The sequence below is a fragment of the Dysgonomonas sp. 520 genome (genome assembly GCF_010501095.1).
Taxonomy (GTDB): domain Bacteria; phylum Bacteroidota; class Bacteroidia; order Bacteroidales; family Dysgonomonadaceae; genus QVMP01.
On the sequence record NZ_QVMP01000006.1, the window covers coordinates 26,708 to 49,762 of the forward strand.

Annotated in this window: 23 protein-coding genes and 2 tRNA genes; 16 read left to right on the forward strand and 9 right to left on the reverse strand. The window is 41.1% G+C overall.

The annotated features are described in order from the left end of the window. Nucleotides 1-15: 15 nt before the first annotated feature. From D0T56_RS04430 to D0T56_RS04450, 5 genes are all read right to left on the reverse strand, one after another. Entirely contained in the window at nt 16-723 is a 708-nt protein-coding gene (locus tag D0T56_RS04430; protein ID WP_163318931.1) for a Bax inhibitor-1/YccA family protein, read from the reverse strand. Between the two features lie 52 nt (nt 724-775). Continuing rightward, nucleotides 776-1,990 (reverse strand): bifunctional 3,4-dihydroxy-2-butanone-4-phosphate synthase/GTP cyclohydrolase II, encoded by a 1,215-nt coding sequence (locus D0T56_RS04435; RefSeq protein ID WP_163318932.1) that lies wholly within the window; start codon nt 1,988-1,990, stop codon nt 776-778. 41 nt (nt 1,991-2,031) lie between these two features. Beyond that, nucleotides 2,032-3,621: an LptF/LptG family permease gene (locus D0T56_RS04440; RefSeq protein WP_163318933.1), complete on the reverse strand. Its 1,590-nt coding sequence runs from the start codon at nt 3,619-3,621 to the stop codon at nt 2,032-2,034. 98 nt (nt 3,622-3,719) lie between these two features. Continuing rightward, nucleotides 3,720-4,046 carry a DUF2185 domain-containing protein gene (locus D0T56_RS04445; RefSeq protein WP_163318934.1) on the reverse strand — a complete coding sequence of 109 codons (327 nt, stop codon included), beginning with the start codon at nt 4,044-4,046 and terminating at the stop codon, nt 3,720-3,722. 158 nt (nt 4,047-4,204) lie between these two features. Next, nucleotides 4,205-4,621, reverse strand: coding sequence for a hypothetical protein (locus D0T56_RS04450; RefSeq protein WP_163318935.1), 417 nt, complete (start codon nt 4,619-4,621; stop codon nt 4,205-4,207). A gap of 359 nt (nt 4,622-4,980) precedes the next feature. Between D0T56_RS04450 and D0T56_RS04455 the strand changes: the two genes are divergently transcribed. From D0T56_RS04455 to D0T56_RS04530, 16 genes are all read left to right on the forward strand, one after another. Then, nucleotides 4,981-5,349: an NADH-quinone oxidoreductase subunit A gene (locus D0T56_RS04455; protein ID WP_163318936.1), complete on the forward strand. Its 369-nt coding sequence runs from the start codon at nt 4,981-4,983 to the stop codon at nt 5,347-5,349. A gap of 65 nt (nt 5,350-5,414) precedes the next feature. Beyond that, nucleotides 5,415-5,966, forward strand: coding sequence for an NADH-quinone oxidoreductase subunit B (locus tag D0T56_RS04460; protein WP_163318937.1), 552 nt, complete (start codon nt 5,415-5,417; stop codon nt 5,964-5,966). Further along, nucleotides 5,966-6,496 (forward strand): NADH-quinone oxidoreductase subunit C, encoded by a 531-nt coding sequence (locus D0T56_RS04465; protein ID WP_163318938.1) that lies wholly within the window; start codon nt 5,966-5,968, stop codon nt 6,494-6,496. Before D0T56_RS04460 ends, D0T56_RS04465 begins: the two co-directional genes overlap by 1 nt. A gap of 9 nt (nt 6,497-6,505) precedes the next feature. Continuing rightward, a complete protein-coding gene (gene nuoD / locus D0T56_RS04470) occupies nt 6,506-7,741 on the forward strand; it encodes an NADH dehydrogenase (quinone) subunit D (RefSeq protein ID WP_163318939.1) in 1,236 nt (411 codons plus the stop codon). Between the two features lie 4 nt (nt 7,742-7,745). Beyond that, complete coding sequence (gene nuoE, locus D0T56_RS04475; protein ID WP_163318940.1) at nt 7,746-8,270, forward strand: NAD(P)H-dependent oxidoreductase subunit E; 525 nt, start codon at nt 7,746-7,748, stop codon at nt 8,268-8,270. 4 nt (nt 8,271-8,274) lie between these two features. Beyond that, the gene (gene nuoF / locus D0T56_RS04480) at nt 8,275-9,630 is read left to right on the forward strand and encodes an NADH-quinone oxidoreductase subunit NuoF (RefSeq protein ID WP_163318941.1); all 1,356 of its coding nucleotides are present in this window, start codon (nt 8,275-8,277) and stop codon (nt 9,628-9,630) included. Nucleotides 9,631-9,642: 12 nt separating this feature from the next. Further along, on the forward strand, nt 9,643-10,692 hold the full coding sequence (locus D0T56_RS04485; RefSeq protein ID WP_163318942.1) for a 2Fe-2S iron-sulfur cluster-binding protein: 1,050 nt from the start codon (nt 9,643-9,645) through the stop codon (nt 10,690-10,692). A gap of 65 nt (nt 10,693-10,757) precedes the next feature. Then, nucleotides 10,758-11,792, forward strand: a complete 1,035-nt coding sequence (nuoH, locus tag D0T56_RS04490; protein ID WP_163318943.1) for an NADH-quinone oxidoreductase subunit NuoH — start codon at nt 10,758-10,760, stop codon at nt 11,790-11,792. A gap of 61 nt (nt 11,793-11,853) precedes the next feature. Next, nucleotides 11,854-12,357: an NADH-quinone oxidoreductase subunit I gene (locus D0T56_RS04495; protein ID WP_163318944.1), complete on the forward strand. Its 504-nt coding sequence runs from the start codon at nt 11,854-11,856 to the stop codon at nt 12,355-12,357. A gap of 27 nt (nt 12,358-12,384) precedes the next feature. Next, nucleotides 12,385-12,888 (forward strand): NADH-quinone oxidoreductase subunit J, encoded by a 504-nt coding sequence (locus tag D0T56_RS04500; protein WP_163318945.1) that lies wholly within the window; start codon nt 12,385-12,387, stop codon nt 12,886-12,888. Nucleotides 12,889-12,891: 3 nt separating this feature from the next. Continuing rightward, a complete protein-coding gene (gene nuoK, locus D0T56_RS04505; protein ID WP_163318946.1) occupies nt 12,892-13,212 on the forward strand; it encodes an NADH-quinone oxidoreductase subunit NuoK in 321 nt (106 codons plus the stop codon). Between the two features lie 6 nt (nt 13,213-13,218). Further along, on the forward strand, nt 13,219-15,105 hold the full coding sequence (nuoL, locus tag D0T56_RS04510; RefSeq protein ID WP_163318947.1) for an NADH-quinone oxidoreductase subunit L: 1,887 nt from the start codon (nt 13,219-13,221) through the stop codon (nt 15,103-15,105). A gap of 14 nt (nt 15,106-15,119) precedes the next feature. Then, a complete protein-coding gene (locus D0T56_RS04515; protein WP_163318948.1) occupies nt 15,120-16,556 on the forward strand; it encodes a NuoM family protein in 1,437 nt (478 codons plus the stop codon). Nucleotides 16,557-16,654: 98 nt separating this feature from the next. Further along, a complete protein-coding gene (locus tag D0T56_RS04520; protein ID WP_163318949.1) occupies nt 16,655-18,046 on the forward strand; it encodes an NADH-quinone oxidoreductase subunit N in 1,392 nt (463 codons plus the stop codon). Nucleotides 18,047-18,105: 59 nt separating this feature from the next. Beyond that, nucleotides 18,106-19,077, forward strand: coding sequence for a ferrochelatase (hemH, locus tag D0T56_RS04525; RefSeq protein WP_163318950.1), 972 nt, complete (start codon nt 18,106-18,108; stop codon nt 19,075-19,077). A 19-nt stretch (nt 19,078-19,096) separates the two neighbouring features. Continuing rightward, on the forward strand, nt 19,097-19,492 hold the full coding sequence (locus D0T56_RS04530) for a barstar family protein (protein ID WP_163318951.1): 396 nt from the start codon (nt 19,097-19,099) through the stop codon (nt 19,490-19,492). Between the two features lie 65 nt (nt 19,493-19,557). On the opposite strand, the gene D0T56_RS04535 is transcribed toward D0T56_RS04530, so the two are convergent. The 4 genes from D0T56_RS04535 to D0T56_RS04550 all read right to left on the reverse strand — a co-directional run bounded on the left by D0T56_RS04535 (nt 19,558) and on the right by D0T56_RS04550 (nt 22,821). Beyond that, nucleotides 19,558-19,641 (reverse strand) — tRNA-Leu (locus D0T56_RS04535). A 47-nt stretch (nt 19,642-19,688) separates the two neighbouring features. After that, nucleotides 19,689-19,761: transfer RNA gene (locus D0T56_RS04540), tRNA-Gly, on the reverse strand. 147 nt (nt 19,762-19,908) lie between these two features. Then, the gene (locus D0T56_RS04545) at nt 19,909-20,943 is read right to left on the reverse strand and encodes a 2-oxoacid:ferredoxin oxidoreductase subunit beta (protein WP_370458785.1); all 1,035 of its coding nucleotides are present in this window, start codon (nt 20,941-20,943) and stop codon (nt 19,909-19,911) included. A 30-nt stretch (nt 20,944-20,973) separates the two neighbouring features. Continuing rightward, nucleotides 20,974-22,821 carry a 2-oxoacid:acceptor oxidoreductase subunit alpha gene (locus tag D0T56_RS04550; RefSeq protein WP_163318952.1) on the reverse strand — a complete coding sequence of 616 codons (1,848 nt, stop codon included), beginning with the start codon at nt 22,819-22,821 and terminating at the stop codon, nt 20,974-20,976. Nucleotides 22,822-23,055 lie beyond the last annotated feature (234 nt).

Sequence of the window (23,055 nt, forward strand, 5' to 3'; positions counted from 1 at the left end):
AATATTATTTTTTATTTATCTTCTGCTTCCTAATATTCTCAATAAGAACAAGAACAGGTTTATAAAATCGAGATATAACGATAATGCACCCATCAATGCTATTTTTTGAGTGGATTCGTTGATTTCATTACCATGTTCCGATATTGCTCGTTTTATTTTTTGAGCATCATAAGCCGTAAGTCCGACAAAAATTATCACACCGGCATAGGTTATTATCCAATATAGGGTCGAACTTCCTATTATCCAATTGGCTACGGATGCTATGATAAGTCCGATAAGAGCCATATAAAGAATGCTGCCCCACGACGAAAGGTCTTTTTTTGTGAATGTGCCAATAAGAGCCATGACAGCAAAAGTACTTGCCGTAACGAAGAATGTGAGGGCTATTGAAGCATCGGTGTATACTAAAAATATGAGAGAAAGCGCGAACCCGATTAAGACGGAATACGCTACAAAACAAATGGTTGCTGTTGTAAATGACAATGTGTTTATTTTAGCTGACAGGAACCAGACAAGAGCCAATGTAGCAATCAAGAAGACGATTTGATAGCTGTAAACAGTATTCACCAGATTAGGTGAACTAGCCACATACATTGCTGTTAATCCTGTGATAACCAAAGCCAATGTCATCCAGATATAAACATTTCTGAATAAAACAGCCTGTGCTGCTTTGACAGCAGTGTCTTGTTGTTGAGTTTTAGATGATAATGTATTGAAATCCATAATAATAATTAAGTAAATGATAAAACCTGGGTTATAAAAAGGTTTGCGACCTTTAAATTTCGTGAAGATCGTGTCCCATTCTATCTTTTTTTGTCTTCATGTAGAACGAGTTGTATTTGTTAGGGGTTATTTCGATCGGTATATTTTCAACAATAGTCAGTCCGAAAGATTCCAACCCTTTTCGCTTGACGGGATTGTTCGTCATCAAGCGCATCTTTGAGACACCTAGTTCACGCAGGATGCTTGCTCCGACGCCATATTCACGTTCATCGGCACGATATCCCAAGTGGATATTCGCGTCAACCGTGTCCATGCCTTCTTCCTGTAGTTTGTATGCTTGCATCTTAGCCATCAGACCGATGCCTCGGCCTTCCTGATTCAGATATACAACTACACCTTTGCCTTCTTTCTGTATCATTTCCATCGATTTGTGCAACTGTTCGCCGCACTCGCAACGTTTCGAACCGAATATATCACCTGTCATGCATGACGAGTGAACACGGACAAGAATGGGTTCGTCTTTTTCCCAAGTTCCCTTTATCAGGGCAATGTGTTCCATTCCGTTCGATTTTTGCATGAACGGGATCAGGTGAAAGTCGCCATATTGGGTAGGCATTTTCACCTCTACACCTCTTTCAATCACGCTTTCTCTTTCCAGCCTGTATTTTACGAGGTCTGCAATAGAAATTATTTTTATTCCGTATTCATCACCAAATTTCTTCAATTCGGGCAGACGAGCCATTTCCCCGTCTTCTTTCTTCACCTCTATCAATACGCCTGCCGGATATAGTCCTGCCAGTCTGGCCAAGTCAATAGCAGCTTCAGTGTGTCCTATCCGGCTCAATACACCTTTGTCTCTGGCTTTTAGAGGAAATATGTGTCCGGGACGGCCAAAATCTTCGGGTTTAGTATCGGGATTGGCAAGAGCCAGAATTGTTTGCGCCCTGTCGAAAGCTGATATTCCCGTCGTACATCCGTTTGTCAGCAAGTCAATCGAAACGGTAAAAGGTGTTGCATGTACAGAGGTGTTGTTTGTTACCATCATGGGCAAGTCGAGCTCGTCGCAACGTTCTGCGGTGATAGGCGCACATATCAACCCACGGGCATGGGTTTCCATGAAGTTAACTTTTTCGGGGGTGATTGCTTCTGCCGCAATTATCAGGTCGCCTTCATTCTCACGGTCTTCGTCGTCAACCACAATCACGAAGTTTCCTTTTCTAATGTCTTCTATCGCATCTTCGACAGAATCTAATATTATTTTTTCCATTGTTGATTATATTTTTCTAAATGCTAAGAATACAAGGTGCCTTATACTTTTCCGGATTTTTTTTCATTTTTCTTACCTGTTTTCTTGAAAATAGACGCAAATTTATTGAAAGAATTAGAAATAGCGGTTGTTATCCTTTCTCCCAAAACTTTCTTAAAGAATTTACTGTATGCATCCGCATTGAGCAATGCCGAGTCATTATTTGCTTTATATGTCAAGAATATACCTAAAGGAAATAGTATGAAAGAGCTTAGCCAAACGCCTTGCCATGCTTCCCAAACCCCGTCACGAGCCATTTTGTAGCCCACATTGTCAATAATATAGTAGATGATGAACAGTATGACGGAAATTACCACGGGCATGCCCAATCCTCCTTTGCGGATGATGGCTCCCAGAGGAGCGCCAATGAAGAAGAATACGAGGCAGGCAAAAGATAGCGTGAATTTTCGGTGATACTCGGTGCGGTGCTGCCTCATGCTTTTTTGAGCCATTATTTTATACCCTGATCTCATTTTCAAATCCATATCATTGCTGGCGGATTGGTTTGCGGCATTTTGGTAAATTGTGACCCTGTCAGCAAGTTTGTACGAAGCCAGCAAAGTATCTATTCCGATTATCGGAGGTGTGTCTTCTGCCTTTTTGGCTTTCGGACTCAAATCCAGATTGATAAGAGAATCCCTCTCCATGTTTATCTTGCGGTTTGCCCGATGGGGGATGTACGCATAATCGAGTATAAACTTTCGGTCGTCAGTGTTCAAACTGTCTATTTGCAAGTTGAGCGAATCGATGGAGACTTGCAATTCCCTGATATTTTTAGAAACCTGCGAGCCTTCCAGCATAGATTCGTCCAGACGGTTGAATCCGGCGTCGAACTCAATTATAATATCTTTTTCCTTAAAATTTTCCCTGCTGTAAGGAACAAAGTTTTTGTTGGTCGAATTTCGGTTTCCTCTTGTTCCCGATTGATTGAAATTGGCAAATTGTTGTCCGTGATAAAGTGTCAGCAACAGGTAGTCTTTAGCTGCCGAAGTTTTCATTTTTGCCGAATCGCAAACAATAACCGCCATATTTTCAAACCCTTTTGATGTGTCGTATATCATGACATCCTTAAGGGTTTTGGTTTCCTTGTCTTTCGATTTTACGTATAGGTTGTAGTTGTCTATTTCGTTGTAGAAAGCCCCTTCGGGAATATCCAATTCGGGCGATTTTTGTTTAACAGACCTGAGTAGTGTCCAGAATTTAACATTAATCTTGGGCATTGCGTCGTTCTGAAAGAAGAAAGCACTGATACTGATCAGGGCGATAAGTATTATCAGCGGACGCATGGCTTTTATAAGAGATATTCCGGCAGCTTTAGTTGCCAGAAGTTCAAGGCTTTCGCCCATGTTCCCGAATGTCATCAACGAAGCTAGCAGGATGGCCAGAGGTAGCGCCATCGGGATGAGGTTGAGGGCGGCATACAAGAACAATTCGCCAAGCACCATCGTGTCTAAACCTTTACCAACAAGGTCTTCGACATACTTCCACAGAAACTGCATCAGGACAATGAATAAACAAATCCCAAAAGTCATCACAAATATAGGGATGAACTTCTTTAGTAAGTATAAATATAAAGTTTTGATGAACGGCATTTGTCTTTATTCAAATTGCAGTGCAAATGTAGTAAAAAGCTTGATGAGTATAACAATAATAACAAAAGATATACCTTAAAATTTGCTTAAAGGCATGTTTATATCTTTATATACGATTTTGATTCGTCGTCCCATTCAAACTCTGTATTTTTTTTCTCTGAAATTATGCCGCTTAGTTCCGGCTTCCATTCCAGTATTTCCGACAGGTCGCGGGTTTCTGTATTTTCGGGGTTGTCAAGGTACTCTTCGTCTTCGTCTCCGTACATAAATCGCCACCCGCTATCTATTTTTATATCAGAGTATTCCCGATAACAATATCCTACAAAGTTTTCGTCTAAAGCCCGCTGGGTTACGAAAGCATATTTTTGCATTTCGTCAAATTCTTTGATTGACGGATCGTCCCAGTCTTCATCATCGTGACGCATATTTTGCTAATATTTTGATTGTTTAGTTTCAGTGCGTAAAAATAGTAAATTATAAACAAAGATCGATGTTTTTCAGGAATAGATTATACGCAAAAAAAATCTTCTTACATAGATTAATTGTAAGAAGATTTCAAATAAAAATATTGCGTTTTCTGTTTTTATTCTTTCTTGCCCGAAATTTGTCCCCAGATAATGAATAACAGGAGTAATATGATAACCGGTTTCAATCCGACTTTAGTCCAGAAAGGTATTTCCGGCTTATCTTTTATGTCCATATTGTATTCGCTTTTCAGAAGTTCGATATCTTCTTCTGTCAAATCCCAGTATGAGTTTTCGTCATCCGAAATCAGGGCGTATTTAACTTCTCCGTAGTTCCATAAAGGAAGCCAGAAAAGGCCGAATTGTTCATACGATATACCAAAATTTACGTGTTGCCCACCATTTATTTTTACACTGTCCGGTAGTTTTTCCAGAACCGAAACCGCAGGTCCATTATGATATACAACTTGAGCGTCAGCTTTTTGTGAAATGCTTACAAAAAGAATCAAGGAAAGGAAAATAATAAGTTTCTTCATCGAATTACGTAGTTAATAATTTATGTTTTTTATCATAGATTGGGCAAAGGTATAAAAAACATTATTGACGATAAAAAAAATGTGACAATATGATCCTTTATTGTATTCAGGTGTTAAAATAGGAGAGGGGTATTGTTGGCGTTTTGATAGAAAATATGTGTTTAATATATGTAAATATCAATTAACATAATAATTGTCATCTGGAAGTGGCAAAATATTACTTTATTGAAGTCTTTGGCTGTCATTTGTGACATATTGATATTTTTATTGCTATATTTTTGGATATATGTAAGTCTAAGTAGTATATTTGCCGCAAATTATAGCATTTTTATATTTTAAAGGTATTTAAAGATTGATTTATGGAATCCACATTGTTTGATTTCGTTCCCATTTTGATACAAATAGCATTTTCTACTGTGTTTGTGTTATTTGTGATTATCGTATCCACTTTTTTAGGTCCGAGCCGTCGGGCAAAAGGAAAAAACGTGAATTTTGAGTGCGGACTGGATTCGATAGGAAATGCCCGTTCGCCTTTTGCCATTAAGTATTTCTTGGTAGCTATCCTCTTTGTCCTTTTCGATATCGAGATCATTTTCATGTATCCCTGGGCAATAAATTTCAGTGAATTAGGAATTAGCGGTTTCTTGAAAATGGGCGGATTCATAGGCCTGTTGTTCATAGGATACCTTTATATAGTGAAACGCAAAGCTCTTGAGTGGGAAAAGTGATTTGTGAAGCGAAGCGACAACAACTTGTCAGTTCGTTTGCCTGTAACTTGTAACTAATAAAAAAAATGAGTAAAACATCAAATATAAGAATAGCTCCTGCTCCCGAAGGATATTCGGGACAAGGGTTTTTTGCCACTAAATTTGATTACCTGATAGGCTTGGCCAGAGCCAATTCGCTTTGGCCACTGCCTTTCGCTACGTCGTGTTGTGGCATCGAGTTTATGGCAACTATGGCATCAACTTACGACATGGGGCGTTTTGGAGCCGAAAGAAACAGTTTTTCGCCACGTCAGGCCGATATGTTGATGGTGATGGGAACCATAGCCAAGAAAATGGTACCCGTATTGCGTCACGTATATGAGCAAATGGCCGAGCCAAAATGGGTGATTGCTGTGGGTGCATGTGCCTCGTCGGGCGGAATTTTCGATACTTATTCTGTGTTGCAAGGCATTGATAAGGTGATTCCGGTTGATGTTTACGTTCCGGGTTGCCCGCCTCGTCCCGAACAAATTTTGGAGGGGGTGATGCAATTGCAGGAAATTGTTAAAAGCGAATCTATACATCGCAGAGGTTCTGAAAGATACGAAGAACTTCTCAAATCATATAAGTTTGAATAATGGCACTGGAAACAACAGATATTCAAAACAGGATAATTGAAAAGTTTGCCGACCGGGTTTCCGATTTCAGGATGGAATATGATATCCTGACATTCGAAGCTGCGCCGGAAATAGCAAAAGAAGTGATACGCTACATGAAAGAGGACGAGGTTTTACGCTTCAACTTTCTGACAGATTTGTGCGGTGTTCACTATCCCGACAATGACAAGGAATTTCAGTTTGCAGTTGTCTATCTTCTTCACAATTGGATAGATAATGTGCGTGTGCGTATCAAGTCGTACATAGATGCAGACAAAGTTGAAATAGCAACAGTGTCGGACATCTTCGCATCTGCCAATTGGATGGAGCGTGAGACTTACGATTTCTACGGAATTGTTTTCACAGGACACCCCAATATGAAACGTATTCTGAACGACAATCACATGGTTGTTTTCCCTATGCGGAAAGAATATCCTATGGAAGACTCGGGACGAAGCGACAAAGATGACCGTTTTTTCGGAAGAACAACAAATAACTATCAACCTAAGTAAAGACAGAAAATGTCAGATCAATTCATAGACAAAGAACATCGTTTCGCTAAAATTGTAAGTGAGCAGACTTTCGAAGACGGACGCGAACTGTCGGTCCTGAATTTCGGCCCTACGCACCCTTCAACACATGGTGTTTTTCAGAATATCCTGTTGATGGATGGCGAACGTATTCTGGATGCCGATACCACTATCGGCTACATCCATCGTGCATTTGAAAAGATTGCCGAAAACCGGACTTTCTACCAGATAACACCATTGACCGACCGCTTAAACTATTGCTCTTCGCCGATAAACAATATGTGTTGGTGGATGACCGTGGAAAAGGCTCTGGGTGTTGAAGTTCCGAAGCGTGCGCAATATATGCGTGTCATTGTGATGGAATTGGCTCGTATTACCGACCATCTTATTTGCAACGGGATTTTGGGAGTAGACCTGGGAGCGTATTCACCATTCCTTTATGTGATGAAATACAGGGAATTGGCATACGAAATATATGAAGAAATCTGCGGAGCCCGTATGACTACGAATATGGGGCGCATCGGTGGTTTCGAAAGAGATTGGAGTGAGGCAGCATGGCGTAAGCTGGACGAGTTTCTGGAAGGTTTTCCGAAAGCGTGGAACGAATTGGAGACGGCTTATCTGCGCAACCGTATCTTTATGGATCGTACCATCGGCGTGGGAGCTATCTCTGCCGAAAAAGCGATGAATTACGGATTCACAGGACCAAATCTTCGAGCAACGGGGATAGACTACGATATTCGTATCGCTCAGCCTTACAGTTCTTACGATGATTTTGATTTTAACATTCCCGTGGGAAGTGGTGGTGACACTTACGACCGTTTTTGCGTACGTTGCGGAGAAGTGAAGGAAAGTATCAAGATAATCCGTCAGGCAAGGGAAAACCTGCCCCAAGGTTCTTATCATGCCGATGTTCCTGACTATTACCTCCCTCCGAAAGAAAAAGTATATACAAGCATGGAAGAATTGATAAACCATTTCAAGATTGTTATGGGCGAAATTCCGGTTCCTGTGGCAGAGGTTTATCATTCGGTTGAGGCAGCTAATGGAGAATTGGGTATGTACCTCATAACTGATGGATCACGTACACCGTTCAGGTTACACTTCAGAAGACCCTGCTTCGTATATTATCAGGCATTTCCCGAATTGATAAAAGGAGGAATGTTTTCGGATGCAGTGGCAACACTTTCCAGTATAAACGTTATTGCGGGTGAATTAGATGCTTAAGACAATGGAACAACGAGAATATACACAAGAAATAAACATAACCGACCAATTGATGGCTCGCATCAATGAACTGGTTAGCCATTATCCCGAAGGCAAGAAGAAATCGGCTCTGATTCCGGTTCTTCACGAAGTACAGGATGCGCATGATAACTGGTTGAGCGTGGGACTGATGAACAAGGTTGCCGAAATATTGGATATCAAGCCGATAGAGGTTTACGAAGTGGTGACATTCTACACCATGTTCAACGAAAAACCGGTAGGAAAATATATGCTTGAGTTTTGTCAAACTTCATGCTGCGCACTACGTAGTGGTGAAGAATTGATGGACTATACTTGTGAAAAATTGGGAGTTAAACCCGGAGAAACTACCACCGATGGCATGTTCAGCGTGGTTGGTGTAGAGTGCTTGGGCGCTTGTGGTTATGCGCCTATGTTGCAATTGGGCGATTTTTATCACGAGCATATGACTAAAGAAAAAATAGACGCCTTGATTGAAGATTGCAGACAAGGTAAAATAAATTTGAGATAAGGCGATGGGCAGAAAGATATTATTGGAAAATATAAATATTCCCGGAATAAAGGATTACGAAGTCTATCGCAAAAATGGCGGTTACACGGCTGTTGAGAAAGCGTTGAAGTCGATGACTCCCGACGAGATTACCGAGCAGGTGAAAACTTCGGGAATGAGAGGACGTGGGGGAGCCGGTTTCCCTATGGGGATGAAGTGGAGCTTTATCGACAAAAAATCGGGAAAGCCTCGGCATCTGGTTGTAAATGCCGACGAATCGGAACCGGGTACATTCAAAGACCGCTACCTGATGGAGCACATTCCTCATCTTCTGATCGAAGGTGCTATAATATCCAGCTTTGCATTGGAGGCAAACCTTTCGTATATCTACATTCGTGGAGAATATATGTGGGTATACAATATTCTGGAAAAAGCCATCAAAGAGGCTTATGCAAACGGTTGGCTTGGAAAAAATATCTTAGGCACAGGGTATAATCTTGATTTGCATGTGCATTGCGGTGCAGGTGCTTATGTGTGCGGAGAGGAAACAGCCTTGATAGAATCGCTCGAAGGAAAAAGAGGGAATCCTCGTATGAAACCACCTTTTCCTGCGGTTAGTGGTTTGTGGGCAGAACCAACTGTGGTTAATAACGTTGAATCTATCTCTACTGTTCCGTGGATTATAAATAATAGTGGCGAGGAATACGCTAAAATAGGTGTAGGACGCTCAACAGGAACGAAATTAATTTCGGCTTCGGGTCATATCAAGAATCCCGGTGTATATGAGATAGAATTGGGCATGACAGTAGACGAGTTTATGAACTCGGACGAATATTGCGGTGGAATGATGGACGACCGTCCGTTGAAGGCATTGGTGCCGGGAGGTTCTTCCGTTCCAATCTTGCCTGTTCACTACATATTTAAAACAGCAAACGGAGAAGATCGCCTGATGACTTACGAGTCGCTGGCCGACGGAGGGTTTGTGACAGGTTCTTCGCTTGGTTCGGGTGGATTTATCGTATACAACGACACTGCTTGCATTGTGCGCAATACGTGGAATTTTACACGTTTCTATCATCACGAAAGTTGTGGGCAATGTAGCCCTTGCCGTGAGGGTACAGGCTGGATGGAGAAAATTCTTTACCGCATAGAAAATGGTATGGGAACAATGGACGACATAGATCTGCTGTGGGATATACAAAGTCAGATAGACGGAAATACGATTTGCCCTCTGGGTGATGCTGCCGCTTGGCCTGTAGCTGCTGCGATCCGTCATTTTCGTGAAGAATTTGAGTATCACGTTCGTTTCCCCCAAAAGATAAAAAACAGGGATCACTTTGTTAGTGAACCGATGGAAAAAGTAAGGCATCTATTAAAATAATTGCTTGGAAATATGAAAATTAATATAGATGGACATATAATTGAGGTAGATCCGGGAACAACCATCCTTCAGGCTGCGCGCATGATTGGTGGACCGAGCGTTCCCCCTACCATGTGTTATTATTCGAAATTGGACGATTGCGGCGGAAAATGCCGTTGCTGTCTGGTTGAGGTAACAAAAGGCAGTGAGAAAGACCCTCGCCCGATGCCAAAGTTGCAGCCATCGTGTGTTACGGCTGTTCAGGATGGTATGGAGGTGAAAAGCGCAACTTCCGAGAGAGCCTTAAAAGCTCGCCGTTCCGTGTCTGAGTTTTTGTTGATTAATCATCCGCTCGATTGCCCCGTGTGCGACCAGGCCGGTGAATGTGATTTGCAAAACCTGGCTTATGGCAATGAAAACTACAAGTCTCGTTTTAAAGAACAGAAACGCACATTCGAACCGGAAGATATCGGTCCATACATACAATTGCACATGAACAGGTGTATACTTTGCTACCGTTGTGTGAAACTGGCCGATCAACTTACTCAGGAGCGTGTTCATGGTGTGATTTGCCGTGGCGACCACGCACAGATATCGACATACGTTTCACGTGCTATCGACAACGATTTTTCGGGTAATGTGATTGATGTTTGTCCTGTTGGTGCTTTAACAGATAAGACCTTCCGTTTCAAGTCACGCGTTTGGTTCAACAAACCGTTCAATGCGCATCGTGATTGTCCTAAATGTTCGGGAAAGGTGGTTTTGTGGATGTTTGGCGATACAATTCAGCGTGTGACTGCGCGTAAAGACGAATATCACGAAGTGGAAGATTTTATTTGTAACGAATGTCGTTTCGAGCATAAAGAAAATGTTGAGGATTGGGTGATAGAAGGGCCTCGCAAGTTCGAAAAATTCTCTGTCATCAATGCAAATAACTATACACGTCCGTTGAAAAAAGTGAAAATAGAAGTTGACGACCTCACCTTGGAAGGACGTAAGCAGGACGAGAAGAAAATAAGTATGAAAAGTTCGCCGTACGATGAGGACGAGCTGAATGCTATAAACGAGGTAAAAGGAGAATAATTGATGGTGATAAGTTTTGAATTATAATTTTTCACTTTTCATTCTTCATTTTTAATTTAAAAATTATGGATTATATATTTTTATTGGAAAAGCTTATTCTTATAGTGATTGTTTTCACTGTCACTTTGGTTTTTGCCATGTACGAAACATGGGCAGAACGTAAGGTTGCAGGCTTCATTCAAGATCGCTACGGACCCAATCGTGCCGGAATATTCGGATTGTTGCAGCCTGTTTGCGATGGGGCAAAACTTTTCTCGAAAGAAGAATTTATGCCGGCGTCTTCCAACAAGATACTGTTTGCGTTAGGGCCATCCGTGGCAATGATTGTTTCATTGCTGGGTTCTGCCGTAATTCCCTGGGCAAAAGAGTTTGTCGTATTCGGTTACCATTTTGTGCCGCAAGTGGCAGATGTGAACGTGGCTTTGCTTTACGTTGTGGCAGTTCTTTCCACAGGCGTTTACGGAATAGTGCTTGGAGGCTGGGCATCGGGTAATAAATACTCGTTAATCGGTTCTATCCGAGCAGGAGCACAAATGATATCTTACGAAATTGCGATGGGATTAGCCTTGATAGCTCTGGTGATGATGACAGGCTCGCTCAGTCTTCGTGAAATTACAGAGCAACAAAGCGGAATGGCTTGGAACGTATTTGTACAACCGTTGACTTTCCTCATATTCCTGGTTTGCTCGTTTGCCGAGTGTAACCGTACACCGTTCGACTTGGCAGAATGTGAATCGGAATTGGTGAACGGCCACCACACAGAATTTTCGTCTATGAAGATGGCATTCTATATGTTTTCGGAATATGTATCCATGTTTTTCTCTTCGGCTCTCATTTCGGTACTGTTTTTCGGTGGATATAATTATCCGGGAATGGATTGGGTCAGCGAAAACTGGGGTGTGAATATTGCCAATCTGTTGGCTGTCGGGTCCATTCTTGCCAAGACAACATTCTTTGTGTTCTTCTATATGTGGATTCGCTGGACAATTCCACGATTCAGATACGACCAGTTGATGCGTCTTGGATGGAAGATGTTATTCCCTCTGGCTCTGATAAATATATTCATTGTAGGAGTTGTCATTCTTATAATGAAGAATTAAGAATGAAAAATGGAGAATGGCTCAAAGCGACAAAACTTGTAACTTGTAACTAAATAGAATTATGTCAATAAAAAATATATCCCTCTCGGGCAAAAAAGTAGAAGCCTCCCGGAAAAAAATGAGTTTTTTGGAAAGCATTTATTTCATTGCCATCCTGAAAGGGATGATGATAACAATAAGGCACTTTTTCAAAAAGAAAATTACGGTGCAATATCCAGAACAGAAACGCGAATTCAGTCCCGTATATAGAGGTCAGCATGTTTTAATGCGTGACCAAGAGGGTAGGGAGCGTTGTACTGCGTGCGGGCTTTGCGCATTGGCTTGTCCTGCCGAAGCAATAACCATGACAGCTGCCGAGCGAAAGAAAGGTGAAGAGCATCTTTATCGTGAAGAAAAATACGCTGCTGTTTACGAAATAAATATGCTTCGCTGCATTTTCTGCGGATTGTGCGAGGATGCCTGTCCCAAGGAAGCCATATTCCTGACTAAATCGCAAGAAATGGTTAAGGTAGGTATGGATAGGGAAAGTTTTATCTATGGAAAAGATAAACTGGTTGTAAATTAAAAATTAAGAATGAAAAATTAAAAATATATGATTACGATAATTTTTTACATTCTGGCTACGGTTACACTCGGTACTGCAATTTTGACCGTATTGTCGAAACATCCGGTACATAGTGCTGTGTATATGATCGTTTGCTTCTTTTCCATAGCAGGGCATTTCTTGATGCTCAACGCATTGTTTTTGTCTGTGGTTCATATCATTGTTTATACAGGAGCGGTTATGATATTGTTGCTGTTTACCCTCATGTTGATGAACCTGAACGAAGATCATGCACCCAAAAAGAAGGTGGCAAGCCGCATAGCAGCCGTTATATCTACCTGCCTGACTGCATTTGTTCTTTTGGCTGTACTTCTCAAGTCTAATACAGTTATAGATACTTACAGGGCAGAAAATATTGATTTTGCATCGGTGAAAGTGATCGGACAAGTTCTTCTGAACGAATACCTTGTTCCGTTTGAATTTGCATCCATTCTGCTTATTGCCTCAATGGTTGGCGCAGTGTTGGTGTCTAAAAGAGAAAAAAAAGCATAAGATATGTCGAATATATTACAGGAAATAGGAATTAATAACTACATCTACCTTTCGGTATTGCTGTTTTGTGTGGGTGTATTGGGTATTTTGTTCAGGCGCAGTGCCATTGTGATGCTGATGTCGGTAGAGTTGATGCTTGCTTCGGCAAACATGTTGCTTGCGGTATTTTCCGTGTATCATCAAGATGCTAGCGGACAAGTATTTGTCGTATTCTCTATGGCAGTGGCTGCGGCAGAGGTAGCGGTAGGGTTAGCCATATTGGTGGCGATATTCAGAAATATCGGCTCGATTGATATAGAAAAACTTAAAAACTTGAAAGGATAATTTCGGATGGAAACAGTTTTTGTATTATTACTTTTGATTTGTCCTTTTACAGGATTTTTAATAAACCTGCTTGCAGGAAAGAAAATGGGCAGAACATTGCCCGGTATCATTGCTACAACTGCCGTTAGTGCGAGTTTTGCCATATCGTTATTTTATTTTATTCAGATACTATCAACTAACGCACCTGTTGAAGTACGCTTGTTTGATTGGGTTACTTTCGGAGAGTTTAGTATCGGGTTCGATCTTGTACTAGATCAGCTCTCACTGCTTTGGCTGTTGGTTGTAACGGGAATAGGCGCGCTGATACATGTCTATTCGACAGGATATATGAAAGACGATGAGAATGTAGACCGTTTTTTCTCATATCTCAATCTATTCATCTTTTTCATGATACTTCTTGTTACGGCAGGAAACCTCGGTATCATGTTCATCGGATGGGAAGGTGTAGGTCTTTGTTCTTATCTTCTGATAGGGTTCTGGTACAAGAACCAATCGTATAACGATGCTGCTAAAAAGGCATTCATAATGAACCGTATAGGAGACTTAGGATTTCTTGTAGGTTTGTTTATATTGGCTTATCTATTAGGAACGGTTGATTTCAGAGCTATGTCGTTCGAACTTTCCGATATTTATGGTATAGATAAAAAGTTGTTAGGAGTAGCAGCATTGTGCCTTTTTGTTGGTGCAATGGGTAAAAGTGCTCAGATTCCGCTCTATACATGGTTGCCCGATGCGATGGCAGGTCCGACACCTGTTTCGGCATTGATTCATGCCGCTACGATGGTTACGGCAGGGATTTTTATGGTAACTCGTATGAGTTTCCTTTTCGACCTGATACCCGATGTTCAGACTTTCATAGCCATCGTAGGTGCGGTTACAGCACTGTTTGCAGCGTCAATCGGTATTGCACAGACAGATATAAAGAAAGTTCTGGCTTATTCCACTGTTTCTCAACTTGGATTGATGTTTATGGCTCTGGGATTTGGAGCCTATCATGTGGCAGTTTTCCACGTTATCACGCACGCGTTTTTTAAAGCCTGCCTGTTCCTTGGTTCGGGTTCGGTGATACATGCTATGGGCGGAGAACAGGATATGCGTCGCATGGGAGGATTGAAAAAAGTGATGGGCGTAACTTTTGTTACTTTCCTCATTTCCACCTTGTCAATATCGGGAATACCTCCTTTCGCAGGATTTTTCTCGAAAGATGAAATAATGCTGGCGGCATTCGAACACAACAAGATTCTGTGGGCGATAGCTGCACTGGCATCCTTGTTAACGGCCTTTTATATGTTCAGGGTGTTGTTCCTCACATTCTATAAAGATTTCAGGGGAACGGCAGAACAGAAACACCACTTGCACGAGTCGCCCAAGTCGATGACTATGCCTCTGATCGTTCTTGCGATATTAGCAACAGTTGGAGGCTTGATCAGTCTTCCTTTCGGCTTCAATTGGCTGAACGGCTATCTGCAACCTGTTATTCTTAACTTGCAAGGTGTAGAACATCACAGCCTTGATTCAACAGGTTGGATATTGATGGGAGTTTCCACCGCTATCGCACTGATCGGTTTCGGTTTGGCATATTCTAAATACATATCAAAATCGGCAGTGCCACAAGAAGACGATAAGATTGGAGGCTTTGCTAAAGTCCTTTACAACAAATATTATATTGACGAGATATACAATACTGTTTTCATAAAGCCTATCTATGCAATGGCAGATTTTTTCAAGAATGTGGTGGAAAAAATCGTAGCTGCATCCGTATTGGCTTTTGGTAAAGGTATTGCTATTTTATCGGTATATACCAAGGCCTTGCATAACGGAAGCGTAGGATTTTATCTCTTTGTGTTTGTTATAGGCTTTTGCTCGGTAGTTTTTTGTTTACTCCTTATATAATTTAGAAAAAGAAAATGGATATCGCTATTATACTAATCATTCTGTTGGCAGGAACATTTGTTACATTCTTTTCGGGAGATAAGTATGCTTCGAGGGTAGCATTGTCTTTCAGCATCCTGACGGCAGCTTACTCTTTATTCCTGTTGCTTCAGTATCATACCACGGGCGCAGAATATTCGATACAATGGGTGGCATCGCCCAATCTTAATTTTTCGTTGAAATTGGACGGATTGTCGTTGTTGATGATTCTTCTCAACTCGATATTGTTGCCTGTTATTATCCTGACAACATTGCCTCATAAAGTACCATTCGAGAAATTGCTTTATAGTTTGGTTATGTTTATGTCATTTGCTATGACCGGTGTGTTTTTGAGCAGCGATGCGCTTCTTTATTATGTGTTTTGGGAAGCGTCGCTTATCCCTATCTATTTCATCATAGTGATGTGGGGTAACGGAGACAAGTCGAAGCGTCGTCAGGCAGCGATGACTTTCTTCATCTATACATTTGCCGGGTCACTGTTTATGATGGCTGCGATCATCTATATGTATTCTAAAACAGGTAGTTTCCAGTTGATGGATTTCTACAATGCCGATCTGAATACGACCGAACAGATATGGGTATTCCTCGGATTTTTCTTTGCTTTTGCCATCAAGATTCCTATTTTCCCTTTCCACTCGTGGCAAGCCAATGTGTATCAACGTGCTCCGCTAATCGGAACCTTGTTGTTGGGCGCATTGATGTCGAAGATGGGGTTGTACAGCGTTATCCGTTGGCAATTGCCGATAGCACCTTATGCACTGCATAAATTTCAAGGGATAATACTTGTTTTGTGTATCATCGGTGTGATTTATGGTGCGATAATAGCCCTAAGGCAGAGCAATCTGAAGCGGTTTTTTGCTTATGCTTCTCTGTCTCATGTCGGATTTATCGCAGCCGGAACATACGCCCTTACTTTTGACGGACTATTGGGAGCCGTAATACTTATACTGGCTCACGGATTTGGTATTGTTGGACTGTTCCTTTCTGCCGAAATTATTCATAGAAGAATGAATACGACACAGATACCCGAAATGGGAGGCATAAAAGGAGTGGCACCGAAATTCACAATCGCATTCTTGTTGATGGTTTTGGCTTCGATAGCTATTCCGCTATCGTTCAACTTCACGGGTGAGTTTACTATCATGTATGGCCTGTATCAGGTGAATATCTGGTATGTGATTTTCATCGGCACATCCATGTTTCTGGGAGCGTTCTTTATGTTGAGGATGTATCAGCAGGTGATGTTGGGTGAGTGGACGTTTAAAGGCGCATTTAAAGATTTGACTCTCAATGAAGGGTTTATTTTCATCATATTGATTGCTGTTGTTTTATTCTTCGGTATCTACTCGAAACCGATAGTAGAAATTGTTACACCGGCATTACAGGAAATTTTGGTTTATATAAACAGATAAAGGATTGTTTGTCATGCCGATGGTAAGAAGCATTTTTGACATAGATTCTTCGTTACACTCAGAATGACAATCGCTTAAAAAAATAAGATAATTGTATAATGATTACACTAGTTGCTGTTTCAGGTTTAGGCATATTGTGCCTCATATTAGAGATTATTAATTTAAGAAAAATACTTGTTCCTGTAACATTATTGGGATTAGTAGCCATTCTCGGAGCAACTGCTACTGAGTTTTATCTAAACGAACCATTTATCGAAATAGATAATTACAATATGGTGGAAACAAGCCGTTTTAGTCAGGCATTTTCAATATTGTTCATTCTTCTTACAGCCTTGATTATAGGGATGAGTTCGAAGTTTTATGAAGATAAAATGACCAAAATAGCAGATTACGTTTCACTCAAGATTTTTATGCTTGCCGGAGCCATAGCAATGGTTTCGTTTGGCAATTTTGCCATGTTTTTTATTGGTATCGAGGTATTATCAATCTGCGGATATGTTTTAGCGGCAAGCGAACCTAAAAACCTGAAAAGCAACGAAGCTGGGATGAAATATTTTATCATGGGTGCATTTGCATCCAGTTTCATACTATTCGGTTTAGCCTTATTGTATGGAGCCACAGGTTCGTTCGATGTGGAAACAATCAAACAAATATTGGCTGTTCGAGGTGAAAGTTTACCTGTTTGGGCAAATTTGGGTTTTGTTATGGTTTTGGTAGGGTTGTTGTTTAAAGCATCGGTTGTACCTTTCCATTTCTGGGCTCCGGATGTGTACGAAGGTTCTCCAACTTTGGTTACGACAATAATGAGTACGCTTATAAAAGTTGCCGCCATTTCTGCCTTGTTCAAGTTTTTGACTATCATGTCGGTGCTTGTAACGCCTACGGTACAATTAGGATTAATCGTATTCTCTATCATAACAATGCTAGTGGCGAACATTACGGCACTGAGACAGTCGAACCTGAAACGTATGATGGCATATTCAGGTATTTCTCATACAGGATTTATGATGATGGGTTTGCTTTCATTCAACGAAAGTGCTAACAGTACATTATACTATGCTGCGGCATATTCGTTTGCAGCGATTGCGGGATTTGCTGTTATCATGGCTGTTTGTCAGGATAAAGGAAACGAAAATATCTCGAATATATTCGGTCTGGCAAGACGCCATCCTGCATTGGCAGGAATTATGGCATGTGCTATGGTTTCTCTTGGAGGTATTCCGGTATTTGCAGGTTTCTTTGCAAAGATGTTCGTATTCAGCCAAATGTTTGAAGCAAGGCAGATTATCTTGGTTATGTTTGGTATTGTGAGTTCCATCATTGCTATTTTCTATTATTTTGGAACAACAAACGTAATGTTTACGAAGGAAAATCCTGAAGATATATCGTTCAAGGCTTCGAAGAGATATACCACAGTTGCGTTTATTGCAATCTCTTTAAACATACTTATAGGTGTTTGTCCATTTATTATTATGGATTTGCAGTTGTAAGATTTTTAATTTACAAAAATGCCCTATCTTTGTATTCTTATTTAAGAAAGTAATAAGATATGAGAGGGATTCTCATTGTAAATACAGGAAGTCCAAGAAGTAATCATAGGCATGATGTAAAAGAATTTATCGGGAAAATGCTTTCCGATCCGTTATTGTTGTCTTCAGTTCCCGATTGGTTCAGGTCCATTTTGGCAAAAAGAATTATAGCCCCGGTCAGGGCGTTCGCTTCGTCAGCGCATTATTCTCTAATCTGGGATAAAGAAAATAATGTACCTCCTCTGTTATATCATACACAAAAACTGGCAGAGAAAATAGAACAGGAAACAGAAATGCCTGTGGAGATAGCTATGCGTTATTGCGACCCAAGCATAACTCTGGCGTTTGAACTACTGATGAAAAAATGCCCAACACTGCACGAAGTGGTCGTTGTGCCGATGTTTCCGCAGTATGCACAATCATCCTATCAGACAGTGGTGGATGAGGTTGGAAGATGTTTCTTCCAGCGAGATTACCCTTTCAGATTGAAAATTGTAGAGCCATTTTATAATCAGTATGGTTATATAAAGCCTTTGGCCGAAAGGATACGGCCGTTTGTTGCTGAAGATTATGAACGGTTGGTATTTAGCTTTCATAGTCTTCCTCTGGAGCATGTAGAATCCGGGTGGAAAAAAGGAAAGGATTTTGACTATGTATACCAGATAAAGGAAACGGTAAGGCTGGTAACAAAGGAGCTTAATATAGACCCTAATAAAAACAGGATCGTTTACTCTTCTTCCATCGGGAAAAACTGGCTCAAACCGGATCTGCTAGAGACAATGAAAGAGTTGGCAGAGGAAGGCATAAAGAGGATTGTAGTTCTGACAGCCGGATTCCCTGCCGATAATTTAGAGTCGCTTTATGATATTGATATCGAAGCCCGCAAAGTCTTCATGGAGCATGGCGGCGAGAAGTTTTCGTTCGTTCCCGGATTGAATAGTGAAGATTGTTGGGTGCAGGGTGTAATAAAGATAGTGACATCCAAAAAATAGCTTGCAGAAGTTTTAGAGTATGATAAAAACAATTATCATAAATGGAAATAATATACATGATATCCCTTCTTTTTACGAAGAAATAAACCGTGTGTTTATGGCTGATGAAGACTGGAAGATAGGTCAGAGCCTAGACGCCCTTAATGACATGTTTTATGGGGGATATGGCGAAATAAATGGTGACGAAGAGGTTCATTTGGTGTGGACTAATTTTGAGCAAAACAGAAAAGATTTAGGTTACGAGCTTACAAAGTCATACTATCAGCGCAAACTAGAACAACCCTCAATATTTAATGTCGATTTTGTGAAGAAGAAACTTACAGAATTGGAAAATGGTACAGGGCAAACTTATTTCGAAATTATATTGGAAATTATTGGTGAGCACAAGAATGTTAAACTAATTGATTCTTATTGAAGTTTAAATTAACGGCTCGAATGAAAAAAGTCGCTATAAAAGCGACTTTCAAGATTGATACTTAGTGCACACGACGAGACTCGAACTCACACGAGCTTGCGCTCACCACCCCCTCAAAGTGGCGTGTCTACCAATTCCACCACGTGTGCAATCTGTGTATTTAGAGAAAAAAAAAATGTGACCATTGTCACATTTGAGCGAAAGACGGGATTCGAACCCGCGACCCCGACCTTGGCAAGGTCGTGCTCTACCAACTGAGCTACTTTCGCAATTTCGACGACAAAGATAATGTGAATTTTTATTCCTTCAAAAGATTTATCGAAATATTTTATGAGATTTATAGAATAAACGTCGTGCAAATAAAAAAACATGCCTGTTTTGGCATGTTTTTTAGGTTTTTATAGATATTAACCGGATTATTTTACCTCCCAAACATTTCCTTTCATCAAAAGATCGTTCAAAGTCATGTTTGGATTTTTTGCTTTCATTTCGTTTGTAGTCCTTTCCACTTCGGCGTCATAAGCCAAACCTTCGGCATCTCTGATTACGCCTAATGCAAGAGGGAAGCCATTTTCAGGAGCCATCAAACCGAGTTTCAGGTGCAGGGTATTGTCTGTTGCGTGAGCGTCGTGAGTTAAAACGTGGTCAAGAGTGTAACCGTCTGCCCCGATTGTCACGACTTTCAAATTCCAGCCATCAAGAACAATTCCTTTGTTTTTATCTTTGCCGAAGATCATTTTCTCGCCATGTTTCAGTAGAATCGTATTGTCATCTCTCAGCGATTTATCCACAACTATATTGTGAACGTTGTCATTAAAGATCACACAATTTTGAAGTATTTCTACAACCGATGCTCCTTTATGTTTGGCGGCTTTGACGAATGTATCTGTCGCATTTTTCAGGTCAACGTCAATGCATCGAGCAAAGAATGTACCTCTGGCTCCCATAGCCAACTCTACCGGGCGGAAAGGGTCTTCCACCGTGCCGTAAGGCGACGATTTGGTTATAGTGCCCCTGTCTGTTGTTGGAGAGTATTGTCCTTTCGTCAAGCCGTATATTTTATTATTCAGCAGAAGAATGTTTATATCTATGTTGCGTCTTACGGCATGAATGAAGTGATTTCCCCCAATGGCAAGGCAGTCTCCGTCTCCTGTTGCCAACCATACCGAAAGTTCGGGTTTAGCCACTTTAACACCTGTTGCTACGGCTGCGCCACGCCCATGAATGGTATGGAAGCCGTAAGTATTCATATAATATGGAAGTCGAGACGAACATCCGATACCCGAAATCACAGCAACTTTGTGCGGTTTGAGGTCTAGTTCGGCCATTGCCTTGTGCAATACATTCAATGCGGCATGATCTCCACATCCCGGACACCAACGCACATTCTGATCGCTTTTATAATCACGGGCTTGTCTTTCGCCCGCCATTTTTATATTTGATATATCCATGATAGTTTTCTTTTTTCTAAGTTTAAGTTGTTAATTTTTAAGTTGTTCAGTAAAGTACTCAACCAGATCTTCAACACAGAAAGGTTGTCCTTCAACTTTATTGTATTTGGTCAATTTCAAACCATCTATCTTATCAAGCAGATGCCCGGCAAGATGTCCGTTATTTTGTTCTGCCACAACAACTTTCTTATATTTAAGCAACACCTCTTTTGTGTTTTTCGGTAGCGGGTTTATGAATTGGAAATGAGCGAAAGCAACATTGTTTCCATTGACATTCATCTTTTCGGTAGCTTCGCGAAGATGCCCGTATGTTCCGCCCCAACCAACAATTAAAAGGTCGGCATTTTCATCCCCCATCACTTCAAGATCGGGTATACAGTTGGATATATAATCTATTTTTTCTTGGCGAACGTTCACCATCTTTTGGTGGTTTACTGGGTCGGTAGAAATGCTTCCCGTAACAAAATCCCTTTCCAATCCGCCAATTCGGTGAGTGTAACCCTCGGTTCCGGCTTCGGCCCAATATCTGACGTTTGTTGTCTTGTCTCGTTGTGCCATAGTCCAGCTTTCTCCTTCATATTGAGATACATTATGAGGTACGATGGCAGGATATTCGTCCATATTTGGAATTTTCCAGGCAGATGATCCGTTTGCGATGAAGCCATCGGTCAAGAGAATTACGGGAGTGATATGCTCCAATGCTATTTTAGAAGCCCAATAAGCGGCATCGAAGCAGTTTGTAGCACTTGATGCAGCAATCACAACAAGCGGACTTTCGCCGTTTCTTCCGTACAAAGCCTGACGCAAGTCGGTTTGTTCGGATTTGGTTGGCAATCCGGTTGATGGGCCTCCCCGCTGAACGTCGATAATAACAAGCGGAAGTTCGGCCATGACAGCCAGTCCGATAGCTTCACTTTTCAGAGCCAGACCGGGACCCGATGTTGATGTAGCTGCCAGGCTTCCGGCAAAACTTGCGCCGATTGCCGTACATATCCCCGCAATTTCGTCTTCCATCTGGATTGCTTTTACTCCCAGATCTTTACGTTTTACCAGTTCTTGTAAAATATCGGTTGCAGGCGTAATTGGGTATGAGCCTAAAAACAGTTCTTTCCCTGCTTTTTCGGCGGCAGCTATTAAACCGTACGCTGTGGCAGTATTGCCGTTTACGTCTGTGTAGAATCCTTTTTCAGTATTTGCCGTTTCGATGCGATAGGTAGATACTGTGGCATCGGTGTTTTGTCCGTAATTGAAACCGTCGGCCATCACTTTTATGTTGGCCTGAGCCAATAATGGTTTTTTCGAAAATTTATCGGACAATATTTCATTGGCAGCGTCCAGAGTTTTATTGAATAACCAACATACCAATCCCAAGGCAAACATGTTTTTACACCTGTCTTTGTCTTTGGCGCTCATTTCGAAGTTTTCGAGGCTTTTCTTGGTCATCGAAGTGATAGGTACAAACAAAGGTTGAACATCAGTTAAGCCAAGTTCAGCCAACGGATCGTTGGTCTTGTACAATGCCTTTTCCAAGTCTTTCTGTTCAAACGAGTCGCTGTCGGCCAATATGACCGAGTTCTTTTTCAGGCGGTGAGCATTGACCTTCAGTGCGGCAGGGTTCATAGCCACCAACACATCAACCTTATCGCCGGGAGTGTAGATGTCAGACCCTATATGTACCTGAAATCCGGAAACACCACTGAGTGAACCTTGTGGAGCCCTGATTTCGGCCGGATAATCGGGAAATGTTGCGATCTCATCACCCAAAATAGCCGATATGTTAGAAAAAATTGTTCCTGACAATTGCATACCATCCCCCGAATCGCCGGAGAAGAGTATTACAATATCCTTTACATTTTGTACATTTACTTTTTGAAGCATGCTGTTAGTATATATAGTATAGGTTTAATAATTAAGAACTCGGAGCAATTTGCAATTTTTATGTGTCTTTGCGAAACAAATTCCCGTAAAATTAGTAATTTTATAAACATTTTGCAAGAGAGCAGCTTAAAAAAAGTAATCTTAACTTTTTATTTTTGCTCTCTGTCGAAAGTTTTATATTTTTGTATATTCATCTGTAATTGTGCTAAATCAGTAATAAAAACAAGTGTTCTT